This is a genomic window from Nostoc sp. DSM 114167, assembly GCF_052692655.1.
Genome location: NZ_CP195116.1, coordinates 3,188,193 through 3,213,213 on the forward strand (window position 1 = coordinate 3,188,193; position 25,021 = coordinate 3,213,213).

General features: G+C 42.2%; 17 protein-coding genes and 3 pseudogenes. 3 read left to right on the forward strand and 17 right to left on the reverse strand.

Features of this window, described 5'->3' with window-relative positions; genetic code table 11:
* The first annotated feature begins 32 nt into the window (after positions 1–32).
* A pseudogene (locus NSTC731_RS13580) lies at positions 33–662 on the forward strand (type I restriction endonuclease).
* A gap of 9 nt (positions 663–671) precedes the next feature.
* Here the strand turns inward: NSTC731_RS13580 and NSTC731_RS13585 are convergent.
* The 10 genes and pseudogenes from NSTC731_RS13585 to NSTC731_RS13630 form a co-directional block, all read right to left on the reverse strand.
* Positions 672–2,201 (reverse strand): YifB family Mg chelatase-like AAA ATPase, encoded by a 1,530-nt coding sequence (locus NSTC731_RS13585; protein WP_445631265.1) that lies wholly within the window; start codon positions 2,199–2,201, stop codon positions 672–674.
* Positions 2,202–2,632: 431 nt separating this feature from the next.
* The gene (locus NSTC731_RS13590; RefSeq protein WP_445631266.1) at positions 2,633–3,121 is read right to left on the reverse strand and encodes a type II toxin-antitoxin system VapC family toxin; all 489 of its coding nucleotides are present in this window, start codon (positions 3,119–3,121) and stop codon (positions 2,633–2,635) included.
* A gap of 399 nt (positions 3,122–3,520) precedes the next feature.
* The gene (locus NSTC731_RS13595; protein ID WP_445631267.1) at positions 3,521–4,747 is read right to left on the reverse strand and encodes a pentapeptide repeat-containing protein; all 1,227 of its coding nucleotides are present in this window, start codon (positions 4,745–4,747) and stop codon (positions 3,521–3,523) included.
* Positions 4,748–5,326: 579 nt separating this feature from the next.
* On the reverse strand, positions 5,327–6,946 hold the full coding sequence (locus NSTC731_RS13600) for a hybrid sensor histidine kinase/response regulator (protein WP_445632085.1): 1,620 nt from the start codon (positions 6,944–6,946) through the stop codon (positions 5,327–5,329).
* 36 nt (positions 6,947–6,982) lie between these two features.
* Positions 6,983–7,291 (reverse strand): annotated as a pseudogene (locus tag NSTC731_RS13605) (response regulator); the annotation flags it as partial.
* Complete coding sequence (locus tag NSTC731_RS13610) at positions 7,291–7,767, reverse strand: response regulator (RefSeq protein WP_322692564.1); 477 nt, start codon at positions 7,765–7,767, stop codon at positions 7,291–7,293. The pseudogene NSTC731_RS13605 and the gene NSTC731_RS13610, both read right to left, overlap by 1 nt.
* A complete protein-coding gene (locus NSTC731_RS13615; RefSeq protein WP_445631268.1) occupies positions 7,764–10,898 on the reverse strand; it encodes a PAS domain S-box protein in 3,135 nt (1,044 codons plus the stop codon). The genes NSTC731_RS13610 and NSTC731_RS13615 overlap by 4 nt, the downstream gene beginning before the upstream one ends.
* 4 nt (positions 10,899–10,902) lie before the next feature.
* Positions 10,903–11,142 (reverse strand): helix-turn-helix domain-containing protein, encoded by a 240-nt coding sequence (locus NSTC731_RS13620; protein ID WP_445631269.1) that lies wholly within the window; start codon positions 11,140–11,142, stop codon positions 10,903–10,905.
* Between the two features lie 346 nt (positions 11,143–11,488).
* Complete coding sequence (locus tag NSTC731_RS13625; protein WP_445631270.1) at positions 11,489–11,863, reverse strand: HAD family hydrolase; 375 nt, start codon at positions 11,861–11,863, stop codon at positions 11,489–11,491.
* A gap of 8 nt (positions 11,864–11,871) precedes the next feature.
* A complete protein-coding gene (locus NSTC731_RS13630) occupies positions 11,872–12,099 on the reverse strand; it encodes a hypothetical protein (RefSeq protein WP_445631271.1) in 228 nt (75 codons plus the stop codon).
* Between the two features lie 36 nt (positions 12,100–12,135).
* Here NSTC731_RS13630 and NSTC731_RS13635 point away from each other — a divergent pair, with 36 nt between their 5' ends.
* Positions 12,136–12,324 carry a hypothetical protein gene (locus NSTC731_RS13635; RefSeq protein WP_445631272.1) on the forward strand — a complete coding sequence of 63 codons (189 nt, stop codon included), beginning with the start codon at positions 12,136–12,138 and terminating at the stop codon, positions 12,322–12,324.
* A 317-nt stretch (positions 12,325–12,641) separates the two neighbouring features.
* Here the strand turns inward: NSTC731_RS13635 and NSTC731_RS13640 are convergent.
* The 6 genes and pseudogenes from NSTC731_RS13640 to NSTC731_RS13665 form a co-directional block, all read right to left on the reverse strand.
* Positions 12,642–16,167 (reverse strand): annotated as a pseudogene (locus NSTC731_RS13640) (nSTAND1 domain-containing NTPase).
* Positions 16,164–16,505, reverse strand: a complete 342-nt coding sequence (locus NSTC731_RS13645) for a hypothetical protein (protein WP_445631273.1) — start codon at positions 16,503–16,505, stop codon at positions 16,164–16,166. Before NSTC731_RS13645 ends, NSTC731_RS13640 begins: the two are co-directional and overlap by 4 nt.
* 485 nt (positions 16,506–16,990) lie before the next feature.
* On the reverse strand, positions 16,991–18,289 hold the full coding sequence (locus NSTC731_RS13650; RefSeq protein WP_445631274.1) for a P-loop NTPase fold protein: 1,299 nt from the start codon (positions 18,287–18,289) through the stop codon (positions 16,991–16,993).
* Between the two features lie 284 nt (positions 18,290–18,573).
* Positions 18,574–18,840, reverse strand: a complete 267-nt coding sequence (locus NSTC731_RS13655; RefSeq protein WP_445631275.1) for a hypothetical protein — start codon at positions 18,838–18,840, stop codon at positions 18,574–18,576.
* Between the two features lie 261 nt (positions 18,841–19,101).
* A complete protein-coding gene (locus NSTC731_RS13660) occupies positions 19,102–20,577 on the reverse strand; it encodes a pentapeptide repeat-containing protein (RefSeq protein ID WP_445631276.1) in 1,476 nt (491 codons plus the stop codon).
* Positions 20,578–20,852: 275 nt separating this feature from the next.
* Positions 20,853–21,563, reverse strand: a complete 711-nt coding sequence (locus tag NSTC731_RS13665; protein ID WP_445631277.1) for a pentapeptide repeat-containing protein — start codon at positions 21,561–21,563, stop codon at positions 20,853–20,855.
* Between the two features lie 256 nt (positions 21,564–21,819).
* Between NSTC731_RS13665 and NSTC731_RS13670 the strand changes: the two genes are divergently transcribed.
* Positions 21,820–23,034, forward strand: a complete 1,215-nt coding sequence (locus NSTC731_RS13670; protein WP_445631278.1) for an FAD-dependent oxidoreductase — start codon at positions 21,820–21,822, stop codon at positions 23,032–23,034.
* 95 nt (positions 23,035–23,129) lie between these two features.
* Here the strand turns inward: NSTC731_RS13670 and NSTC731_RS13675 are convergent, their stop codons facing one another.
* Positions 23,130–24,950: a tetratricopeptide repeat protein gene (locus tag NSTC731_RS13675; protein ID WP_445631279.1), complete on the reverse strand. Its 1,821-nt coding sequence runs from the start codon at positions 24,948–24,950 to the stop codon at positions 23,130–23,132.
* Between the last annotated feature and the right edge of the window lie 71 nt (positions 24,951–25,021).

Sequence of the window (25,021 nt, forward strand, 5' to 3'; positions counted from 1 at the left end):
TAATTAAAGATGCGCTGATGTTGATCGAAGCAATGACACAGACCACAGCAATTACCACTCTTCAGGATGCAGAAAATCGATTTGGTTTTGTCCGTGTTGAAAACGAGCAATTTTTCCTAGAGTGGTATGAGGGGTTGTCTGAAATTACAGAAGCGGAAAAAGCTTCTGTGGATGTCGTGCGGCGCAGATATCTTTATCACCGTGCCGGAGGTGATTTACTAGAAGGGACAGTCATATTGTTGTTGGTGTCACCAATACTTGCACTTTCTGGATTTTACGATCCTCCTTTCAGAATCAAGGCTGAATCATCCGTGGAAGTAATGCTGAATGATGGCGAGGAGATACTGCGCGGACGAATTGATGTTTTAGTCTTACAAGATCGGTTGTGGGTGATGGTGTTGGAGTCGAAAAAAACCACACTCTCAGTTTGGTCGGCTGTACCGCAAGCTTTAGCTTATATGATGGCTAACCCCAATCCCAGTAAACCTGTGTTTGGAATGATGACGAATGGAGACGATATTTTATTTGTCAAAGTGACGCAAACAAATACACCATAGTACGATTTGCCAGGAGTTTTTGCTCCCTTTGTATCCGTGAGAGAACTGTACGCGGTTTTGCAAATTCTCAAGCGTATTGGTCAGTTAATTTCTTCTGCGTCTTAGCGTTCCTTTTTATTGCATTCTATCTATCGTGCGATATTGAATCGCTTCCGCTACATGATTGGTTTTTAGCTGATCTTCTCCTGCCAAATCTGCAATAGTCCGTGCTACTTTGAGAATGCGATCGCTTGCTCTTGCCGATAAACCTAATTTTCTAATTGCTGCTTCTAATAAATTGCGACTTCCATCATCTAACTTGCACCATTTTTGCAGATGACTGCTCTGCATTTGGGCATTGCAACGCAGATTTGCTTCTCCTTGAAAACGAGTAATTGCGCGATCGCGTGCTTCTTGTACTCGTTGACGCACCGATGTTGATGCTTCCCCCGTCGGTTGTTGAGTAATTTCTTCTGGTTTTAAGCGATTCACCGCCACTTGTAAATCAATCCGATCCATCAACGGCCCGGAAAGTTTTGCCCAATATTGCTCGCGTTGCCGAGGAGAACAAGTACACTGTTGGATAGTATCGCCATAGTAACCGCAAGGACAGGGGTTGGTACTCGCTACCAAAGTAAACTGTGCGGGAAAAACAACTGATAATTTGGTGCGGGAAATCGTCACAAAACCATCTTCTAAAGGTTGACGCAGAAACTCTAAAACATCACGTTTAAATTCTGTCAATTCGTCCATGAATAAGATCCCATTGTGGGATAATGATATTTCGCCAGGACGAGGGAAACTACCGCCACCCACCAGAGAAGGCCCGGATGCTGAGTGGTGGGGACTGCGAAAAGGGCGATCGCGTACCAATGTACCACGATTTTTCAATAAACCAGCTACCGAATGAATGCGAGTCACTTCCAAAGATTCGGCAAAGCTCAACGGCGGTAAAATTCCTGGTAAGCGCCTTGCTAGCATCGTTTTCCCACTACCAGGCGGCCCGACAAAAATTAAATTATGCCCACCAGCCGCAGCAATTTCTAAAGCACGACGCCCATGAGCTTGTCCTTTCACATCATGTAAATCTGCGCCAGGATAGGATACTGTTGCTATCTTTGTTGTACTATCGATCTGCACAGGTTTGTAACGCCCCGGATTATTTAAAAAATCCACCACCTCAGACAGATGTTTGCAGCCGTAAACAGCTAAATCTTCAACCACTGCTGCTTCTTGGGCATTATCAGCAGGGAGAACTAAACCTGCAATTCCCATCTTTGGCGCTGCTGCTGCGATCGGTAATACACCAGCCACAGGACGTAAACTGCCATCCAAAGAGACTTCGCCCAAAAATAGATAATCCCCCAACAAATCAGCGCTAACTTGCTCAGAAGCCGCCAAAATTCCTACACTGATAGGCAAATCGAAACAGGGGCCTTCTTTGCGTAAATCTGCCGGAGTTAAATTAATTACTATCTTTCGCATCGGAAAGGCAAAGCCAGTATTTTTTAAAGTTGCTTTGACTCTTTCTCTGGACTCTTGAATCGCTGAATCTGGAAGTCCCAAGACAACAATTCCCGGTAATCCCCCTGACACATCGACTTCCACGCCGACTTTGACGGCATCGATGCCCACAATTGATGCACTCCAGACTCTAGCAAGCATTGCTTATATAACAGTAAACCTTTAAAATCTCTAGCAGATGAGTTGGTGGATTGGCATTAGTAAAACCACATAGACAATTTTTTGGCATTGCTACGCCCACAGAAGCGGGTGCAGTGAGTTGTGGTGGTGCGATCGCACAATATCAAGAAACGCGATAATAATGTTTAAAAAGTCAGATCCCTCAACAGTATCAAAGCTGAACTCACTCGCGCAAAGATACTCTACGCTAAGGTAGACACGCTCTCAGTTTGCGTCGGGTGTAGTGACTTGTTAGACTGACGTTTGATCGGAAGTTTTACAACTTTACGCCCATGAGCAATCTGTTTCTTTCGTAGATCGTTAAAGATTGCGTTCAGGTCATAGTTAAATGAGCTAGCATATTCCTCTCTGTACTTATGAATTTCCTCTAAAATTTCATTTTTATACATAGATTATTCTCCTGTAAAATCGTATCCCATTAACTCATAGGGTGTACAGATGACTGGTAATTCATATCCAAGTTTAGAGCTAATTTGTGATAGCTTTCTCTGGATTTGGGCGTTTGCCATATGCTTACAGTTCCATGTTAACAGGTAGTCTAAACCGTAAACTGTTGCTAATGACATATGCAAAGCATCATTAGAGGCTTTTGGTGGTAGGTTGCTTTGTTGCAAAAACTCTTGTGCAAGCTCTATCGCTTCTTCTGTGAGATCGAGAAACGTTAAAGACTCTAACAAATTCAGCCTTTGATCCGCGATCGCTGCATCTCCCCTAGCCGCTTCGTCTTCTACAATCTCAGAAGCATAAAGGACAAAAGAACCGCGACGAATATTCCACCAATCTTGCGTGATTTTCATGTTTGCTGCCAAAATCAAATTTTCTGTCGATCTGGCAGTCAAGTATCCCAAAATACTAGTTTCAATATAGACAGTTTCGCTCACAGAAATCTCTAGAATTTATTTATCCCTCATCCTACAGCGTTTAATTCTCCTTCTGAGGGTCTTGGATTTTCTTATGTCAACCCAATCTATAAGATCGGCGATCGCTCAGTCGCAAAACTACCATAACCTTATAATAAGGAGGGAATTAGCGGTCTGACGACCAAATTCACCGAGTTTTTGCAATTCAACCGACAATGACGATCGCAACTAATTAAAAACCTCTCGGCGTTTCATAATTATTAGTGATTAAAATTGCGTCAAATTTAGACTGATAGAGAATATTTATCAGGTTTTTGGGAATTTTTTAGTTTTGGGTACTAAATTAAACACGATAGGGACGCATAGTTATACCTCCCTATCGTGTAATCAAGTTTTAGATGCTGAAAATTTACCTTGTTATTACCGCCAGTGTTGGGGTATTTTCAGATTTTCCGGTAGGATGGTTGTGCGATCGCCAATTGCTTGTTCAATCTGCTGTGATTCTACATTTTCCGAGCCGCTCAAGTTGGCTCCACAGAGGTTAGCTTCTTGGAAATTAGCTTCTTGGAGGTTAGCTGTACTCAGTAATGCACTTTCTAGATTAGCGCCAGCAAGTTTTGCCCTTTGCAAGTTACTGCCAATCAAGTTTGTATCTTGGAGATTGCTACCCTCAAAGTTAACTTCTTCTAAGTTGGCATCACAAAGGATTGCTCCTTCTAAGTTGGCATCGCAAAGAACTGCTCCTTCCAAGTTGGCATCGCACAGAACTGTGCCTTCCAAGTTGGCATCGTAAAGGATGGCTTGGGAAAGGTTCGCTTTTCTAAGAACTGCGCCTTGAAGATTGGCTTCTGGGAGGATTGCTTTTTGCAGGTTGGCTTCATAAAAGATTGAGCCACAAAGACAGGTAACAGATAAGTCTGCTTCAGAAAGGTTTACTTTGGTAAAATTGATCCATTGCAAGTTAGCTCCGACAAAAATTGCTCTAGAGAGATTAGCTTCTGTTAAGTCTGCATTGCTAAGGTCTGTATTGCGTAAATCGAGTTTCTGATTGACTGGATCTTTAGATGAATCACGTCTGCCAATGACAGTTAAGGCTGTTTGAATATCTGTAGGAAGTTTTGATGATTGTAGTGACTCATTCTCATATTCTCTATTCACCGGGGCATTCTCGCGGATAAAAGCAGCGAGGATTTCCATAATTGTCCAATGATCTTTCGGGGAATCTTTGGCAATTCGTTCTAAAGCATAAATTGCAGCAAATCGCGTTTCAATTTTTTCATTTCCCAGTTGTTCAATTGCTTTAGAAAAGCGTTCGGAAACAATTTCTTGGGGAGTTAGTTGTGTCTGATTGATACAATTTCCGATATTGTTATCCCAAGCTAGTGTTTCAGTTAGTAGTTGCGTTAACAAGCTGTGATTCTCCTCTAGAGAGAGTCTAGAGGTATAGTAAGCATTAAGAATTAATGCCAATCCCCCAATAATTATGGCAATCGTTGTTAATGCTTGAGTAATGTATTCAATTTTTTCTTGATTTGAAAATCCTTGAATATTTTCAAAAAATAATATAATTAAAGTGAATGATAAAATAAATATAACTGAGACAAATGCCAACAAAGTCGTGAGTCCATTGGTTTTTATGAAAGACATGTCATAAGTCTTCATATCCGACTCCTTACGGAAATAAATTTAGGTTGATTCTAAGAGTATCCGTAAAGTTATGATAGAGTACAAACACGGATAAAATTGGCGAACTATTAAATCTATTAGATAAAAATTATCTATATACCAATCCTGAATCATTCACGATCGACAAGATTATCGACTTTTTAGAGAAGTCAGGGATCTGATTATTCACGAATGATTAGACATCTAGTGAAGTTAAATATGCTATATCCAGAAACCTTGTAGAGACTTAGTACTGCTACATCTCTACACTCTTTTTCACTCAGATTGATTTGATAAAATTTTCAGGTATTTAGTCCACAATCCAGACGGAGAATGAAAAGTAGTGTAGTTCAATTACTTGAAAGGTACTGTCAATAAGGTGATATAAATTTTTGACAAGAGAATAAACTTTTTATATCAACACGCTGTTGGAGCACAACATTTTTCTGGATTACCAGGAGTATTCCAGGCAATTAAAAAGACCATATTACTTGTGAAGAATAGTTTCAAATCTGTAACCTTAAGCCAGTTCAATTACTCAGATCGATCGCAAACCCTAACCTAAGTAGATTGGACTAAGTTAGAAATCGCCACGAGCAATTCCTCTGGTGCTACAGGCTTAACAATGTGCTGTTGAAATCCTGCTTTTAGTGCGTATTGCTGATTGATTTCACCTGCATAAGCAGTCAGAGCGATCGCAGGCATCTTTTTTCCTCCGACTTTTGCTTCCAGAGTCCGCACCTGTTGCATCAACATATAGCCGTTCATCTCTGGCATTCCAATATCGCTGAGTAAGATATCTGGCTTTGACTGGGTTAGCGCTTGTAATGCTTCATCTCCTGATGCCACTGCGGTGACGATCGCGCCAAACTGTTCCAGCACAAAGCTGAAAAAGTCGCGGGTATCATCATTGTCATCCACAACCAGCACTTGTAAACCCATGAGGGGAGAGGAGGAAAAAGCGGCAGTTGAGGAATCAGTATTTGTGTCATCCTCGCTTGTCGTACTGTCTTCGATTAGCGGCAACCTGACTGTAAAAATCGCTCCTTGCTCCTCACCAGGACTTTCCGCCCAAACTGTTCCGCCGTGCATCTCGATCAAGTGACGAGCGATCGCTAAACCTAACCCTAATCCACCAAACCTTCTAGTTGTTGTACTGTCACCTTGACGGAAGTAATCAAATACATGAGGTAAAAAGTCAGGGTGAATGCCCTTACCTGTATCGCTGACGGTAATCTGCGCTTGAGTGTCGATGCGCTGCAATCGCACATTTACTTTTCCCTTAGTCTCACTAAACTTGACGGCATTCGATAAAAGGTTCCAGAAAACTTGCTGTAAGCGGGCTGGATCGCCCAAAACTTTGCCCACATTTGGATCGAGCTTCGTCTCAATCTGAATAGTTTTAGCCTCTGCTGCTAAATGCACTGTTTCCATTGCGGCTTCAATCGTGGATACCAGATCGACTGGGATCGTGTTGAGGCTGAGTTTGCCTTGGAGGATGCGAGAAACATCTAGTAAGTCTTCAATTAATTGAGCTTGTAATTTGGCATTGCGCTCAATAGTTTTCAGTGCTTTGTTGAGCGATGCCTCATCAAATTTCCGGCTCTGCAATAGTTTTGCCCAACCGAGAATTGGATTCAAGGGCGATCGCAATTCATGAGAAAGTACTGCCAAAAACTCATCTTTGATTCGGTTAGCAGCCTCAGCTTCCGCCCTAGCTATTTGCTCAAGCTGCAAAAGGCGATCGCGTTCTGATTCGCTGCGTTTGCGATCGGTGATATCAGTTAGCATGGCGATCGCACCTAAACACTCACCTTGTTCGTTCAAAATCGTTCTTGCAGAAATCAGTGTCCAGATGTACGAACCATCCTGGCAACGCAATCGCCCTTCTTTGAGATCGCTTCCTTCTCCTTTGAACCACTCCAGTTTTGCTTCATCGGCGATCTCATCAGCCACGATAAAATCAAATATAGAACGACCGAGTATTTCTGCTGCCGGATAACCCAACATCTGAGATATCCGCTGATTCACAAACTCGGTTCGGGTTTTGGAGTCAATCATCCAAATTCCCTCATAAGAGGTATCAACAATTTGGCGATACTTGGCTTCACTTTTTTGTAAAGACTCCTCTGCTTGCTTGCGCTTACGCCGCTCCTTAGCTTCCCGCAATGCGCGTTGCACCGAGGGAACTAACCGCCCTAATCGTTGCTTTAATACATAATCGGTTGCACCATTCTTCAAAGCTTCGATCGCTAATTCTTCACCTAGTACGGCAGAGACAAAGATAAAAGGAACCTCTGGATAGTGATTTCGGGCAATTTCCAAGGCAGAAATTCCATCAAAAGATGGTAAGGCATAATCGGCAAGAATTAAATCGAAAGTTTCTGTTTCCAAAGCAGCTAGGAAATCAGCACCGGTTTCGACTCGGATCAGTTCGCAATTAATTCCCCCTTCAGTTAATATCATTTGGGCAAGCTCTGTATCTAACAGGCTATCTTCCAAGAGGAGGAAACGCAGGACATTCATCAGTTGCTCTCCTTTTGAGGATGAGGAGCCGGAGGTAAAGCACCAACTGGAGGCTGATTGATCACTGCCCAAAACAAGCCAACACCTTTAATAGAATCGGCAAAATCACGGTAATCTACTGGCTTGACAATATAAGCATTCACCCCTAGCTCGTAGCAGCGAACTAGGTCAGGCTCCTCGCGAGAAGAGGTCAGTACCACCACTGGAATTACTCGCATTACTGGGTCAGATTTGAGTTGCGCCAGCACTTCTAGTCCATCAACTTTAGGCAGTTTCAAATCGAGCAACACTACAACAGGATACCCTTCCATTCGCAACCGGAACAACCCCCGGCGATAAAGATAATCTAATGCTTCTTCGCCATCACGTACCACCACTACTTCATTGGCGAGATGGTTTTCTGACAAGGCGGCTAGGATTAACTCTGCATCGTTGGCACTGTCTTCAATTAGCAAAATTCGCTTCAGTTCTTTCATTCACTCTCCTCTTTGGACAATTTAGGCAGCGAGAAATAAAAGGTGGCGCCACTGTCAACTACAGCCTCTGCCCAAACTCGACCATTATGCCGATGAATAATGCGTTGCACGTTTGCCAATCCAACACCAGTGCCTTCAAATTGTGGGTCGCTATGCAGACGTTGAAATACTCCGAATAGCTTGTGGACATATTGCATATTAAAGCCTACGCCGTTATCTTGTACAAAAAAGATAACTTCGTTTTCATTGTCAATACTGCCAACAGTAATTTCTGCTGGGTTTCGAGTCTGGCTATATTTTACGGCATTGCCTATCAAGTTGCGAAGCACCAGTCGCAGCATGGAGGGATCGCCCTGCGCTTCTGGCAGTGGCTCGATGTGCCAATAGATTATCCGTCCTGGGGTTTCTGCGATCGAGTCGCGTTTTACTTCTTGTACCAATTCCTCCATATTCAAGTTGATGTAGCGCATTTCGGTGCGCCCCATCCGAGAAAATGTCAGCAATTCATCGATCAGTATCCCTGCTTGTTTGGCAGTGTCGGCAATTATTTTCAAATAGCGCTGACTTGTTCGATCTAAACTTGTTGAGGTCTGGCGTTTCTGAAGCAATTCGACAAATCCGGCGATGTGGCGCAGTGGTGCCCGCAAGTCGTGAGAAACTGAGTAAGAGAAAGATTCGAGTTCTTTATTAGCGGCTTCGAGTTGGGCAGTGCGCTCTTGAATCCGTTGCTCTAGCATTTCGTTGAGTTGTTGCAGGGCGGCTTCGGCAACTTTGCGATCGTGAATGTCGCTGGCGATGCCCACCCATTTGATAATCTGTCCGTTTGCATCTCGAAATGGTAAACCCCGGACAATATGCCAACGATAGCTACCATCAGAAACTTGACGAAAGCGAACTTCTATTTCGTAGTTGGTGGCGTTAGCAACAGCCTGCATCGAACTTTTAAAGACGCGATCGCGATCGTCGGGGTGAATGACATAAATCCAGCCATACCCAGCGGTTTGCTCCATTGTCAGTCCGGTGAAATCTAACCAGTGTTGATTGCAATAAGTAATACCACCATCGCTACTGCCCATCCAAATGGCCTGCGGTGAGACTTCCGTTAAAATTCGGTATCGCTCCTCGCTGTCACGTAGCGCTTCTTCTGCCAACTTGCGATCGTGGATATCAACACAGGAGCCGATATAGCCAAGAAATTCCCCGGTTGGTGCAAACCGAGGCACACCAGTATCAAAAACCCAACGGTATTCGCCATCACAGTGTTTGAGACGATATTCGATTTGAAAATTTTGTCGGGCATCAAAGGCATGGGTGTATGTATCTAAGGAACGCTGAAAATCATCAGGATGAATACCTTCAGTCCACCCTTTGCCCATCTCTTGCTCCAGAGTCCGCCCGGTAAAATCTAGCCAAGGTTTATTAAAGTAGTTACAAAGTTTGTCAGTGCCGGACATCCAAATTAGTACGGGAGCAGTGTCTGCCATTTGGCGAAAGCGAGCTTCACTTTCGCGCAACGCAGCTTCTGCCCGATCGCGTTCGCGTAGCGCAGCTTGCTGTTCGCTGATGTCGGTGACTAACGCCACATACCCTTCAACGATTCCCTGTTGATTAAATTGGGGAACGTAAATGGCATTAATGTAACGTGTGCCACCATCTTTATAAGGAACTTGACTTTCAAAAGTAACCTGCTCTCCTGCTAGTACTTGTTCCACATAAGGACGAAGCACTTCATAAGCGGATTCACCCAATACTTCCCAAAGATGCTTTCCATAAACTTCTGCCGTTGAATGCCCAAACCAATCTTGATAGGCTCGATTGTTGAAGCGGTAGCGTTGTTCTGAATCTACAAAAGTAATCAGAACTGGCAGCGTATCTGTAATTAAACGAAGTTCTGTTTCTCGTTGGCGCAGTGCTTCTTCTATGAGCTTACGGTTGGTGATATCGCGCCAGCAATCTATTGCACCAATAATCTCACCTTGGGAATCTCGAATTGGTACGACATTGGCGATCGCTGTAATTGTAGTACCATCTGGACGTTCAATGATGCATTCTTCATCGCGGATGGTTTCTCCATAACGCGTAGCACGGTATAAAGGTAATTGCTCTAAAGTGAGCGACGTTACACCATCAGCCAAGAACAGACTGTAAAGCTGAACATAAGATTCACAAGACATACCAACGAGAGATTCATTTGGTCTGCCCAAAAGTTTTTGCGCGAGTTTGCTGTTAGCGATAATTGGGAAATCAGGGGGGCCACCAGCGATCGTAATTCCCTCTGGGACGTGTTCTAGGAGCATTTGCAAAATGCTCTGGGCTTCTTTTGCTTGGCGGGAGAGATGCTGGGCTTCTGCTTGGGCTTGTTTGCGTTCGCTTAAGTCAAGTACAAAACCAATGATTGTCCGATCTCCCTGTTTAGCAAAACCAAGTAGAACAGGAACTAAAGAGCCGTCTTTGCGGATGTATTCCTGCTCAAAGGGCTTACAACTCCCAGTCATTGTCAGTTCTTGAATCGCTCGCTCGCTTACCTCAATATATTGGAGTGGAACAATATCGCCCCAGCGGATTCGACCAGAGCGCAAATCTTCGCGTGTATAATTGAGCATTTTGAGAAAGGCATCATTGGCTTCAACGATTAAGCCGTTCAGATTAGCCACAATCATCCCAATAATATTGGACTCGGTTAAGCGACTAAACCGTGCCTCACTTTCGCGTAGTGACTTCAGGCTCGCCTCTGCTTGCCGTTGGGCTGTGCGGCGTGATTCGTTAAGCCAGCTGATTAACCCTGCTGTCAGCATGAACACTACCAAGGGAACTACAATATTCAGATTTGTAATGTTCTGCACGTGAAGTGACTTAAAAAAGAAGTAATTGACTGCAAAAGTAGACAAAAGGGTAGCAAGTAACCCTGGCCCTAAGCCACCGTACCAAGCACTCACCATCACCGCAGCAAAAAACAGTGCCGCAGGCGTTGAAGTGAGATATGGATTGAGTAGCAGAGTTGTCCATAGTGCTAAGACAACGGATAGGGAAGCAACACCATAATGCAGCAGTTTCTCCCGGATGAATGCGCCCTTGTCTCTACCGTCAGTAAAGATTATTTGCGATTCAGATGCCCTTGCCTTACGACTCATAACCCTACTCTGCTTCTGGAAAATATTGAGTTAGCAGTCTTTTGCCAGGTTCACCCATCTTCCGTAACATTTCTTCTATTAGTTTTAGCGCTATGCGTGAAGGGACTGTATGCCCATTCTCCCAACGGTTGACTGTTTTGAAAGAAACTCCTACTTTAGCAGCAAACTGTTTCTGAGAAAGATTGAGCTGCTGACGAAGTTTCCGAATTAAATCTAAAATTTCCAGCCGCTTTGTTAGAGACATCTCTGTGTTTTATCCCCATAGGATAATTAGCGTAGGACAGATGTCTTATTCATTGTCTCTTACTCAGGGAATATTTTAAAAGTGAATGGCTGTAATTTTAGGCACTTATCGATCCCTCCTAACCCCCCCTTAAAAAAGCTACAGTGTACACACAAGTCAAACTCCGTATAAACGGTCATTAGTCATTAGTCATTTGTGTTTTGTGTTTCTAAGGACAAAGAACAAATAACAAAGGACAACCCTCATTAGTTAATGTGCAATTTTAATGCGTAACAGCTTACAATATTGCACAACTTCGTTGATGAATTGACTGCGATCGCTTACCCTTTTAGTACTTTTTTACTATTTAAACATTTGCACCCAGAATTGAAGAATCATAGTGCTGTAGTAAATCTTCTGGATCGTTGTCAATTGCGATCGCAAGCGATAGTTGTTCATCGCTAAAGCTACCGCAACGCAAAGCAATTACATTTACTCCGGCTTTGTCGGCAGACTCAATATCGTAGGGAGAATCTCTTAGCAGCACGACTTTTTCAGGTGTCATTTGCCCTTTGTTCAAGGCAGCTTCTACAATTTCAGGAGCAAGTTTAGATGCTTCGGCATCATCGGATGTAGTTACTTGCGATAGCAAATCATCTACTTGAGTAATTTTGAACGCGATCTCAAGTTCTTCAGAACTTGCTGAACTAGCGACAACCAGATGCAATCCCGATTTTTGCATCTTTAATATTAAGTTTCTGCCACCATTGGCAGCAGTAATCTGCTGTATTTGTCAAATAATAGTTTTTTGCGTAGTTGAGCGATCGCTTTGCCAGTTCCTTCTTCACCATTTAATTCTGCACTACTTTGGGAATCAGATAATTCTAGAAGGTGCAGATAGCTTGAGCAAAACTGAGAAACCTTTGGAGCGATCGCATGAGACAATTCGAGTAGAGTGCGATCGCCTAGCGTCTCCAAAGGAGAATCGCCAGACTTTTGCCAATTATTTATATCATGTCCTTTGAAGTAACCATAATATCCGCATCACCCCACCCCGCCAAAGCTGCACTTTTCAAACCTCGTTTCCAGCCTCTGGCTGGAAATGCCGATCGTTGCGGCTCTGCCGCAAGTCTTGAGGCGGAGCCTCAACGACGAACATCCCCAGTCGGAGACTGGGAACGAGACAACCGAGACAATATCTAAAAGCTTGTTCTCGGCTGGCTTTCACGTTAAGTTGACACCAATGCGCATCACCCCACCCTAACCCTCCCCCCTTCGACAAGCTCAGGGCATCGCTTGCAAAGGGGAGGGAACTAGATTTCCGATTTCCTCTCGGCAGACATCGATTGCTTGCGACTGCACCAAGGCTTGCAAAGAGGAGGGAACTAGATTTCCGATTTCCCCCCAATGCATCGGGGGGATTAAGGGGGGTAATTTGACTTGTGTATACACGGTAGCCCCTCACCAAGGGGTGGGGTGCAATGACTGTGGTAATCATAACTAAATTAACCGACATCATATTACTTAATATCATCACAAAGACGCTTGTCTCTCTCACCCAAATTCGGGTTATTCTGCAAATAATCATGCAGCCAATTGCAACCCCGCACTAGCAAGTGGTCTAAATTCTCCACAGGCCACAACCGCGCTGTCTTGTCATCTGATGCCGTGGCGATGGTTTTGCCGTCCGGGCTAAAACTCACACTATTGACACTGCCTCGGCCTTGATATACTTTGAATTTTTGCAGCAGTTGCCGCCTGTGTATTATTTATTATTTCTCGACTTGCTGCTTGTTGATGTGCTGTTTGTGCTTCTTGATGTGCTGTTTGTGCTTTTTGATCTGCTGTTTGTGCTTTTTGATCTGCTGCTTCTATTTGTTGATCTGCTGCTTCTATTTGTTGATGTGCTTTTTTTACTTCTTGATCTGCTGCTTTTATTTGTTGAGATGCTTTTCGACGTGCTTCTTCCGCATCTTGATGTGCTTTTTGATACTGTACACCCGCTACTTTTATTGCTTCCTTTGTTTGTGTAAGTCTTGCTTGCATTTGCTTGAGAGTGGTTTGGGCTTGCTTAACTTGAGATTCTGCTCGCTCTCGTTCTGTCTGTGCTAGTTGTAATTTTACTTCAGCATTTTTTGCGCTTTCCCGTGCATGGGCATTTTTCTCTAGTAATTCTGAGGTTTCCCGTTTTAGCTCTTCCAAGTTTACTTTATAAGCCAACGACTCTTGTGTTGTTGATTTTAATTTTGCTTGTAGGAATTGCTTATTCTTCTCCCCTTCTTGAAACTTCTGCTCTACCTGTCGCTTATTATTATTAGCCACTTGAATTTTATTGAATGCGTATCTTGATGATATACCTGCCAATAATAATAGACATACCGCTAAACCAGAACTCACCATCAACTGCATCCGCCCTTGGCGAATTTGTCGCTTGGCTTCTTGTTGAGCATCAACTAATATCTGCCTTGCATCTTGTTCAAGCTTCAGCTTCTCTTCTGCTTGCAAGCGTTGTTCTCGCTCTCTAGCTAGTTGTGCTAATATCTCATTGCCCTGTTGTTGGCGAATAAACGACACAAGGTAATCATGCACCAATTGATAACGGTCAGCAGGCGATTCTGGTAACAGCAATACTAACCCTGATGCCACAAAAATCTCTAAAACCAAATCTAGTTTATCAACTTCTGCTGGCAAATCTGCGGCTAACTCAGCACGAGTCTTCAGGGGACGAGTACCATTTTCATCTGTAAGTAAATATAAAACCAGTCGAGCAACCTGTTCATTCTCCGCACCACAATCATGAATGACTTCTTCTAAAAATCGCTCAACCAGTTTTTCTTTCGTGCCAAACTGACGATACTTTTCTAAAGTTGTAATTTTATCAGTTTGCAATTGTGTCCCCACAATTTGTAACTCAATCGGGCGTACCTCCCCCAACTCACCTGCTAAATCTCGGACTAATTCATCAATCAATGCAGGTTCTAAGTAAAAGTGAGAGCGTTCTGTTAAACTCTGCACAACTGCTTTAGCATCGGCTGGTGAAAAGTTACCCAAATAATAGCGAATATGTTTATCGAGAATATTATTATTAATTGCACTCAAATTAAACAGACGGTCTAATTCTAATAAATAATGTAAATAATCTTCCCGCAAAGACAGAATTACCTTCACAAAAGGAATATCTAGACAAACTCGTAAAAACTCATAAAATGCTCGTCGTTGACCTTGGTCTGGATAAACAAAGAAAAACTCCTCAAACTGGTCAAATATTAAAACCGTTAACAAATTCCGGTCAGTATTTCTTCGTAATTGTTCTAAAATAGCTGTTGAAGAATCAAGATTAACAGATAATTGATTACCTCTGACTTCCTCAAAAGCTTTAGCCAAACTCTGCCCCAACATCCCCACCCAATCTGTATAAACTCGCACCAGAAGGGGTAAAGCATCTCGCTCGCCAATAGCTTGCTGTTGCAACGCTGGGATTAATCCACCCTGCAAAATTGAACTTTTCCCCACTCCTGACTGACCATGAATTACAGTCAATTTATGCTCAGTCCCGCCAATTCTTTCTCGCAACCGCTTTACATCTTGTCCTCGACCAGAAGCAGCAATTTCTTCAGCAATGGTTTCAGGATTTTCTACTTGCAATGCAGAACTAATTGCTTGTCGCTGCGGATTGAGATAAGATGCACCAACAAAGGCGCGAAAACCATACTGCTGTTCAATTTGTAGTTGCTCTTGCTTAATATGAAAAGCTTTGAGATATTCACCTTGTTCAAAGTAGAGTAAGCGCAACCTTTCTAATATAGATATATATAATTGTGGGTTGTACTGATGATTACTTTTAGCTTTTGCAGTTTTTAAACTATTAATTGCTACTTGATATTGACCTAAACCCTGTTGAGCTTTTGCTAAAATAAACCGATACAATTCAAATTCATTTGATTGTAAATTAGGTATCTCAGTTAATATTTGTAATGCTTGCCCTGCGAGCTGATGAGCTTCATCCCAACGTGATTGCTCTAAAGCTACCTCTGCCAAAAAACCATAATCTTGAGCCAACTGCAACGACGTGCCATAATTTTGATGTAGCGGCAAAGATTTATCCACAAGGCTTTGCAACTCTGACCATGCTTGTAAATTTTGCAGAACTCCACCCAGTTTAGTAATATGTTTTGCGACTAAATCAGAACGTTGTGCTTGTTCAAAAATCTCAATAGCTTGCTCAAGGTAATTTCTCGACTCTTGCCAATAGCGTTGATTTTCTGTCTGATTTTTTTCAGCTTGACGGTTATAAACTAAAGCAATATTAACGAGTAATATACCTTGTAGTTCTAAATAATTACTTCGTTGCCAGAACTCCAAACTTTGTTGATAATGTGCTAAAGCAGAATCTATTTGATCGTGTAGATAATCATTCAAGCCAAGCGAAAACTCTAAACTTGCTTGAAGTGCTGCTTCTAATACTTCTCCTCGATTTTGCAAATCCTGACGAGCAGTTTCTAATTCTCGGCACATTTGGAGATTAGGCGTTACTTCACCAGCAAAGATTTCATCACTTTTTTGCTGGAGAAAGTTGACTAACTCATCCGTAGGGTTTTCAAACTCAATGATCGTTGCCCAATTTTCTAAATCAGTTGCTAATCGAATAAATTTTTGCAGAACTGAATCATTAACCCATAACAATATCGGAAACGGGAAGTTCTTTCTAAACTCCTCCCGCACTTGGTTAGCTGAAGTCAGAACTGTATCAATATCTTTAACCGACTCCAAACCAAAAATCATTAATGCTGGTGGCTGTTCATCTCCCAACTGTTCGCGTATATTTGTGTAAAGCGTTTTGACTGATGCAGGTAAAGTAATTTCATGAATGTGTACAGGAGATAATTGGCGCAGACGTTCTACCATCCGCTGACGTAAATCAGCATAGTTACAGCGCAGTAAAATCAGCGAAAATGTTTCCTGAGAAAGGGTAATTGTTCGCACCAGAGTTTGCAATGAATGCTCATTGTCAAAGGCTAAATTTTCTGGCTCTTGCTGATTACTCATAACATACAGCAGTTTTCTTTTGCATAAAGTACAAAGCTACGGGTTTTGAGCCAGGAGGTAGGAGGCAGGGGGCAGAAAGGATGACGGACGATTTCTGCTAGTTGTAAAAGCTGTAGTTGTGAAGATGACAACTGACACGGCTCCCGCACTTGTTGAAACGGCTCCCGCACTTGTTGATCTAGCTCCCACACTTGCTGATATAGCTCCTGCACTTGTTGATCTAGCTCCCGCACTTGTTGATCTAGCTCCCGCACTTGTTGATCTAGCTCCCGCACTTGTTGATCTAGCTCCCGCACTTGTTGATGCAGCTCCCGCACTTGTTGAAACGGCTCCCGCACTTGTTGATCTAGCTAACGTTATTATCTCGTTCCCATGCTCTGCATGGGAATGCTCCTCGTTGAGGCTCTGCCTCTAATCTGGCATTGAGTCAGAGACTCAATGAATGCATTCCCAGTCGGAGACTGGGAACGAGGAAAGTCTTATCAAGCTAGGTTTTTAGGAAATAACTGAAAAACCCAAGGTTTTACCCCACCCTAACCCTCCCCTTATAAAGGGGAGGGAACTAGATTTCTTGTTTCCCCCTTCTCTTTTCCCTTTACCCTTTAACCTTTCCCCCTTATAAAGGCTACGGTGTACACACAAGTCTTTTACCCCACCCTAACCCTCCCCTTATAAAGGGGAGGGAACTAGATTTCTTGTTTCCCCCTTCCCTTTCCCCTTTCCCCTTTAACCTTTCCCCCTTATAAAGGGGAGGGAACTAGATTTCTTGTTTCCCCCCTTTATAAGGGGGGATTAAGGGGGGTAATTGTTCATATATGCCGATTTATAACCTAAATTCTTTGGCTTCTGCCAAAATCGGATTGATATCAAACCACGAACCATCCTCATTCCGGTATTCAAATACAAACATACTGCGGAGCAAAAGTTCGTATCTTTCATGACCTCTTAGGTTTTTCTCTTGCGCCACCTCACGCAGTACTTCCCATTCATCGGGCGTAATTGCCAAAGTTAGCTCATTGCGGCGCTGTTTAATCACTCTATTTACGCACTCTTGCGACAAAGGTGGGTCTTCTTGCTGAAGACAGCGAAACAATAACATCAACAAGTTACGCAAATGACCACCGCTAACTTGGCAAAGTCGCTCTAATGTATCAGGACTATCAAAAACCTCAGTAATTAAATTCTGACTTTGTTCCCAACTGACACCAGGAAAAGCCCTTGCCATAACCATCTGTTGTAACAGTACAATTCCCTGTGAGAATTGCGAACCATCTTGTAATTGCACAGGAACCATCGGCAAAACCTTGGGGTCTACGCCAAAGCGATTTGTTAACCTTCCTAAAGCGTTGGAAAAAATCAACACTAACGGAATGGTATAAACAACATGACAATTTAGCTGGTTTAACTGTTCGCCCCGTTCCACAAAGAGATATTCTGGCTGGTAATGACCGGAAGGTTTCTGAGAATTATCCACTCTGTCGAGATTATCTATAATTACCACCAGTCCTTTTTTACCCTGCTGCTTGAGTTTTTCTCTAGCAGGCTTGAGCAATTCTTTGTTAATTGATTCTAAAATGCCGTTGGTGCGCGGTTCTAAATATTGCCGTAACTGAGAGCGAAGTCTGGGACTATCTTTCGTTTTGGCAGTAATTTTGGCAATACCTACAGATAACTCTCCCCCAAGTTCTATCGGCGTTTGCAAAAATTCACCAAGTTCAGTAAACAGAGTTTGAAAGTATCCAGGCTTGAGGTTAATTTTGATTGCTTCCAAACTTTGACTAACTTCACGAGCTACTGCTAATAAAATATCTGTAACATCAATATCAGCCATATCCAGGCTTTGGCTAGACTCGAAATAAACCACATGAAATCCCTGCTGCTCTAACTCTGCCTTTAGCCGCAGTAATTCAGTGGATTTGCCACAACCGATATGTCCGGTAAACAATTGACAAGTGGGTTCTTCAGGTGCAAGGCGGGTGATAGTTCGCCCAAGTTCCTCAATAATCTTGGCACCACGCACTTTAGAGAAATCAATATAATATTGTCTATCCTCCGGTTTGCTCACGACCAGAGTTTTACTGGGGTTGCAAGCTTGAAAAAACCTGACTAAATCTAGTTTCATCACAAATTACCCGAAATCAGCCTAACGCTCTTGCCCATTTCAGTGATTATACAGACGATAAAGCGGCTATTTCGGAAAAAACTTTTTCAGATTGAGTGATTATTTTTGTCTTAAAGGTTCAACGATGAAGCTTAGAGGTTTGACGATGATGCTCAAAGGTTCAAAGTTTCAGTATCTAAGGGTGAAACTTAAGCTTTCCAATGTTCAGGTGGTTGAAGATTTTCCGGTAGGATGATTGTGCGATCGCCTGAAAAATGAGTTTAATTTGGTCTACTAATTTTTAATTATGATAAGCGTTCTTCTTGTAGTTGTCTGTCTATATCCTCAGCAGTTCGAGAAGGGTGTCTCCTACGGCTTTCTTCTATAATCTCAAGTACAGAACGATGTTTGGGTTCAGTTTTTTCTGGTAAAATCACAAATACATCAACGCTATCGCCTATTTCAGCTTCTGGAATTTCAATTTCTATTTTGTTTCCTGGTAAAACTTTGGTTGTGATACGTAAAGCTGATTGCATGGTTTTTCCCTCAACATTGATTAATACTGTAGGCAAGATTATTCTCTTCTACATTCTCCTACAAGCCATAGAGGGCACAGCACTACTCTCATCTATTTCTTATTTTTTGCTAAATGAATAAATAATCTAATAAATAAAATTAAAACTATAAACAAATTTCTGGCTGGTGTGTGCTGTTATCAGACATAGCTTTCATTTTCTTCATCTTCAGAATTGTTAGGGAGACTTTTTGGAAAAACTATAGCATTAAGTGAAAACGGTAGAATACGCCCAAATAACTAATGATGCTGCGATCGCTTAACCCGATTGCCGCCAATGTGTAGGTGCTTCGATATAATCAGGTAAGCGAGTGGTGCGATCGCCAACTGCTTCTCTAATCTGATCCAACTCTAAGTTTTTTGCTCCTGTCAAAATAGTCCCTTCCAATTTGACATCATTGAGGTTAGCTTGGGAAAAGTTAGCTCCCATCAGGTTTGCCTGAGTCAGGTTAGCTTGATAAAAGGTTGCCCTATAAAGGTTTGCTCCAATTAGATTAGCCTGATACAGGTCAGCTTCCGTTAAGCTAGCTTCTGAGAGGTTGGCAAAATAGACTTCTGTTTGGTGGAGTTTGGCTGCATTTAAGTTAGCGCCAGAAAGGTTAGCTCCATTTAAGTTCGCTCCACAGAGGTTAGCACCAATCAAACCCGTTTGGTGCAGGTTGGCTTTACCCAATTTTGCACCTTGCAAGTTGGCTAAAAACAACTTTGCTCCAGAGAGGTCAGCAACTTTTAAGGTCGCTTGTTGTAAGTTAGCTTTATAAAGGTTCGCTCCCTGTAAATTAGCTGCACGCAGACTTGCACCGGAGAGGTTGGCTGAACGCAGGTTGGCTCCAGAGAGGTTAGTACGATTCAGGTTAGCCCAACAAAGGTTGGCTCCATATAAACTAGCTTTTAGTAACTTGGTTTCATAAAGAATCGACCTAATGAGTTTAGCGCCACTAAGGTCACATCCACTCAAATCAGCCCCACGCAGATCAGCCCCACTCAAGTCAGCCCCACGCAAGTCTGCTTGTTGCAGGTTGGTTTTTAGTAGGTCTGCTTGTCTAATATCGGTGTTACGTAAATCAAGTTTTTGATCTTTTGGGTCTTCGAGTAAATTACGCCTGCCGATAACAGTCAGGGCTGCTTGAATATCGGTGCGTATTTTGGGGAATTCTTCATGGAGATTTTGCTCGAACTGCGGCGTTGGACGCGGCCCACTTCTACGCCGACTTGAGTAAATTGCTCCTTGATATTCCGGCTTTTGTTGCTCGCCTTTTACGTGCTGGATGGGTGCATTCTCTCGTACAAAGGCAGTGAGAATTTCCATAATTGTCCAGTGTTCTTGAGGAAAATCCTGAGCAACCCTTTCTAAAGCATAAATTGCACCTGTCCGAGTTTCCACTTTTTCATGGCCAAGCTGGGCAATTGCGCCCATAAAGCGTTCTGCAATCAATCTGTCTTGATTGAGCTTGGCATTTTGCAAGCCAATTTCTAAGTTTTTCTCAGATGCGATCGCACTCTTCTGCATAGCTTGGGCACGCCTTGCTGCATAATAAGTATTAAACATTGCTGCCGATGCCAGAAAAACTATTGCAGTAGTTGTTAAAGCTTGGTTTCTATACTGGATTTTTTCTTGAATTGACAATTCTTTAATATTGGACAAGACAAAGAAAATTACAGTCAACGAGCAGCCAAATACAGCTGTTAAAGTTATCAACCAATTCAAAAGAGCGTCTGTCTTTTTAGAAGACATGGTAAAAATTTTCCTTACAACCTAGAATTATTACTTAGATGTTGAGGAAAAATAGTATAGCATTTAGCAGAAATTTATAATAGGTGTCAAAACACTCATTGAACTAAGGAATTATATCTAATATAATTTTACGTCACACATTAAGAAACGCTTGCGCTACAAAAGTTACGAATTACGCTGAAAATAGAGAATCAGGAGAGAGGCAAGGCAGTTAGTTGCGTCTCTACTAAAGAGTAGGGAAAAATTTTTCAATCAGCAATCAAGCGAATATGATATTACTCAGAGAATTTGGTTTCTCTGAGGTTTGCTTGATCAAGTATGGTGTCATAGAGAATTGCTCCATGCAAGCTAGCTAGATATAAACTGGCACGATGCAGGTTAGCTTTAGAAAGGTTAGCTTTATCTAGATTAGCTGCACTGAGGATTGCTCCTTCTAAGTTCGCTAGATATAAATTAGCTCCTTCTAGATTAGCTGCACTAAGTATTGCCCCCGCTAGATTAGCTTCTCTAAGATTAGCCCCAGCTAGATTAGCTTGATAGAGATTTATCTGTTGTAGATTCGCCCCTTTCAAGTTTGCTCCTTTGATATCTGTGAAGCTCAAATCAAGTTGCTCATTTACTGGGTCTTTGTTTGCATCTCTTCTAGCAATAACAGTCAGCGCGGCTTGAATATCTAAACGAATTTTTGTTGACAGGTGGCTCGTTACTTCCTCTTGGAGCATATAAGGAGCATTTTTTCGTACAAAACTAGTAAGAATATCTACGATCGTCCAATGGTACTGTGGATAGCTATAAGCAATTTGTTCTAAATCATTAATTACAGCTAGACTGATTTCTATAGTGTTATTTTCTAGCTGTTCGCTTGCTATTCTTAAGCGTCGTTTTAGCGAATGATGCTGATTTTGTTTGACTTGTTGCTGGAAAACAGGTATCCGCAGGAATATTTGGGATAGCTGGATGTGACTTTTTGATAAAATGTTTTTCATGGGATTAAAGACATTAATAATTAATAGAAACAAATTTCAATATTTAATTTTTATGTATTAAACTATTTACATCTATTATTTTCATAGATATTTAGTACTGAAATTACTGTATGCAAACAACAAAATGGAAAATATAACTTCCTTTGCCAGTAGACATTTCCAAAAATCAGTTGTATTCACTAGTCTTTAGTCTTCACGGACAATTAACTCTCATCATGATAATTTTGATTTATTTATAATCATTGATTAACTAAAGATGACTATTAAAACTCAGCAAACTATACAACCAATAGTTAAAAATCTGGTGTTAATTGGTGGCGGTCACAGCCATGCTATTGTTATAAAAATGCTCGGTATCAAACCGTCAACAGGAGTACGTTTAATACTGATTACCACAGCATCAGAGACAGCCTACTCTGGAATGTTACCAGGACATATTGCCGGATTTTACAGCCACAATGAATGCCATATTGACTTGCAACCCTTGGCGAACTTTGCTCAAGTACAATTGTATATTGACACGGTAGTTGCCCTTGACTTAAAAAACAACAAAGTTCTTTGTGATAACGGACTGGCGGTAGATTTTGATGTGCTGTCTATTGATATTGGCAGCACTCCAGCCATACTGTCTGTATCAGGTGCGGCAGAATATGCGATCGCAGCTAAACCAGTATCGCAGTTATTAGAGCATTGGTATGAACTAATTGCAGCTGTAAGTAAAAATCCTCAAGAAGCAATTAGGATTGCGATCGTAGGTGGTGGCGCGGGCGGTGTAGAATTAGCGCTATCGATGCAATCTCGGTTACATCGGATTTTGGATGAAACTCAACAACCTATTCAAAACCTAGAAGTTCATTTATTCCAGCGCGGACAAGAATTGATGCCCAATTATCATCAATCAGTACGGCATCAACTTCAGCAAATTTTAACTGACCGAGGGATTAAGTTACATCTGGGAGAAACTGTGTGTAAAATTGCACCTAAAACCCAGAATAAAGCTAAAAAAGTATTTGAAATTAAATGTGAATCTGGTTTGACAGTAGAGTGCAATAAGATTTTTTGGGTAACACAAGCATCAGCACCCGAATGGTTAAAAAACGCTGGACTAGGAACTGATGAGCAAGGTTTTATTTTGGTAGAAGACACGTTGCAATCTCAAACGCACCCGCAGGTATTTGCATCTGGTGATATTGCCACAATGGTAAATCATCCGCGTCCGAAAGCTGGGGTATTTGCTGTTAGACAAGGTAAACCTTTGTTTGAGAATTTACAGCGAATTTTATTAGACAAGCCGCTCAAACCTTATAAGCCACAAAAACAATATTTGAGTTTAATTGGGACGGGAGACAAACGAGCGATCGCAACCAGAGGCACTTTTACTTTACCACCCCACAAACTCTTGTGGCATTACAAAGATTGGATTGACCGCCGCTTCATAGAACGCTTTCGCTTTGAAGAAACAAAGGAGTAGGAAGAGACGACGCAATACTGTTCGGTTAAGACAAGAGACGCCGATTTATCGCGTCTTTGTCATGATTTATCTTGTCTTGCGACTCCCTTATTTCTTCATTGAAGCTGTTCAATAAGCTCAACAATTTGTTGATAATACTGGATATTTCCTTCTTGGTAATACAAGTCTGCGGATTTCTGAAAATCTTTAATTGCTCGCTGAGAGTCTCCCAAATTCCGGTAGACATCTGCTCGCAGGATGTAAGCTGAAGCCCAATTAGGCTGACGCTGTAAAGCTTGGTTTAAGTCTGCAAGCGCTCCTTGTAAGTCTCCCAACAGAGAACGGCTACGACCCCGATTGTACCAGTCTTCGGCAAAGCTGGGGTCAAGCGCGATCGCTCGGCTGTAATCTTCTATTGCCCCTTGATAATCTTCTAAGGCATAGCGAGCATTAGCGCGATCGCTGTAAAATGCAGCAGATTGGGGATTTATTTGCAAAGCTTGGGTGTAATCTGCGATCGCACTTTCATATTCTTCTAAAGCATAATGAGTGGAACCTCGGTTGTAATATGCTTCAATTAAATCAGGATTAATTTTTAATGCTTGATTATAATCTGCGATCGCTCCTTGTTCATCCCCTAAAAGACGACGAGCATTTCCCCGATTGCAATACGCTTGAGAAAAGTCAGGAACAAGCTCTATGGCTTGAGTGTTATCATCAATTGCACCCTGTAAATCGTGCAGAGCTTCACGGGCAATACTCCGACCATAATAAGCTGCGGCTAAGTTATCATTAATTTGCAATGCTCGATCGTAATCTTTAATTGCGCCTTTATGATCTTCTATAGAACGACGAGCCGCCGCGCGATCGCAATATCCTTCTGCTAAATTAGGATTGAGTTGTAATAGGCGATTGCTATCTTCAATTGCACCTTGATAATCTCCCAATCGCCGACGAGCATTTGCCCGAAAGCCATATACTAAAGCTAGAGTCGGGTTTTCTTGTAATGCTCGATCGTAATCTGCGATCGCACCTTCATAGTCTTCAAGAGTACTACGAACCAAACCACGCTCACAATAAGCTTGCACATCATCAGGATTCAGCTTTAATGCTTGATTAAAGTCTGCAATTGCTTCATGATAATTTTTGAGGTGAGCAAGCACTAGACCCCGATTATAGTACGCTCCGGCAAAGTTGGGATTGATTTTTAGGGCGCGGTTGTAATCTGCGATCGCACTTTGATAATCTGCTAAAGCGTAGTGAGCATTACCTCGGTTATGATAAGCCTCTGCCAAGTTAGGATCTAATTGTAATGCTTGGTTATGGTCAGCGATCGCTTCTTGATAATTGCCTAAAATATGGTGAATATTGCCGCGATTGCTGTAAGCTGCGGCAAAATGGGGATGCCATTGTAAAGCTTGCTGAAAATCTGCGATGGCTCCTTGACGATCGCCGCGTTCAAAACGAGTTACGCCTCGATTATGATAAGCATTGGCAATATCAATATTGATATTATCAGCTAATTGGGTACTCATTTCGATTGTTTGGATATAATCTGCGATCGCTTTGTCGTAGTTTTCCAAAGCAAAGTAGGCATTGCCGCGGCTGTGGTAAGATTGCGCCAGATTGGGATCGATTTGTAATGCGACGTTATGATCTGCAATCGCTCCTTGATAATCGGCTAAAAAGTAACGAGCATTAGCCCGATTGTAATAGGCTGTGGCAAAATTGGGATTAATTTCGATGGCGCGATTGAAGTTAGCGATCGCACTGCGATAATCTTTGAGTTGACCACTTAAAATCAGCCCTAGATTATGGTAAGCTTCGGCATAGTCAGGATTTAGCTTGATTGCTTGGGTGTAAGCTGCGATCGCGCCTTGATAGTCTCCTTGCAAATTGTGGTTTAATCCTTGTTTAAAAAAATCTTCCGCATTCATATAATTTTTTTGGCTTTTGACATTTTCTAGCCTCAAGCATCGGGATTGTTAACGATATGTTTTTAAAATCA

Coding starts and splice junctions, on each gene's coding strand:
- NSTC731_RS13620 (WP_445631269.1), bottom strand. CDS start 11,142: ATGTCTCTAACAAAGCGGCTGGAAATTTTAGATTTAATTCGGAAACTT.
- NSTC731_RS13650 (WP_445631274.1), bottom strand. CDS start 18,289: ATGAAACTAGATTTAGTCAGGTTTTTTCAAGCTTGCAACCCCAGTAAA.
- NSTC731_RS13675 (WP_445631279.1), bottom strand. CDS start 24,950: ATGAATGCGGAAGATTTTTTTAAACAAGGATTAAACCACAATTTGCAA.
- NSTC731_RS13660 (WP_445631276.1), bottom strand. CDS start 20,577: ATGTCTTCTAAAAAGACAGACGCTCTTTTGAATTGGTTGATAACTTTA.
- NSTC731_RS13665 (WP_445631277.1), bottom strand. CDS start 21,563: ATGAAAAACATTTTATCAAAAAGTCACATCCAGCTATCCCAAATATTC.
- NSTC731_RS13635 (WP_445631272.1), top strand. CDS start 12,136: ATGTCCTTTGAAGTAACCATAATATCCGCATCACCCCACCCCGCCAAA.
- NSTC731_RS13670 (WP_445631278.1), top strand. CDS start 21,820: ATGACTATTAAAACTCAGCAAACTATACAACCAATAGTTAAAAATCTG.
- NSTC731_RS13615 (WP_445631268.1), bottom strand. CDS start 10,898: ATGAGTCGTAAGGCAAGGGCATCTGAATCGCAAATAATCTTTACTGAC.
- NSTC731_RS13625 (WP_445631270.1), bottom strand. CDS start 11,863: ATGCAAAAATCGGGATTGCATCTGGTTGTCGCTAGTTCAGCAAGTTCT.
- NSTC731_RS13595 (WP_445631267.1), bottom strand. CDS start 4,747: ATGTCTTTCATAAAAACCAATGGACTCACGACTTTGTTGGCATTTGTC.
- NSTC731_RS13585 (WP_445631265.1), bottom strand. CDS start 2,201: ATGCTTGCTAGAGTCTGGAGTGCATCAATTGTGGGCATCGATGCCGTC.
- NSTC731_RS13610 (WP_322692564.1), bottom strand. CDS start 7,767: ATGAAAGAACTGAAGCGAATTTTGCTAATTGAAGACAGTGCCAACGAT.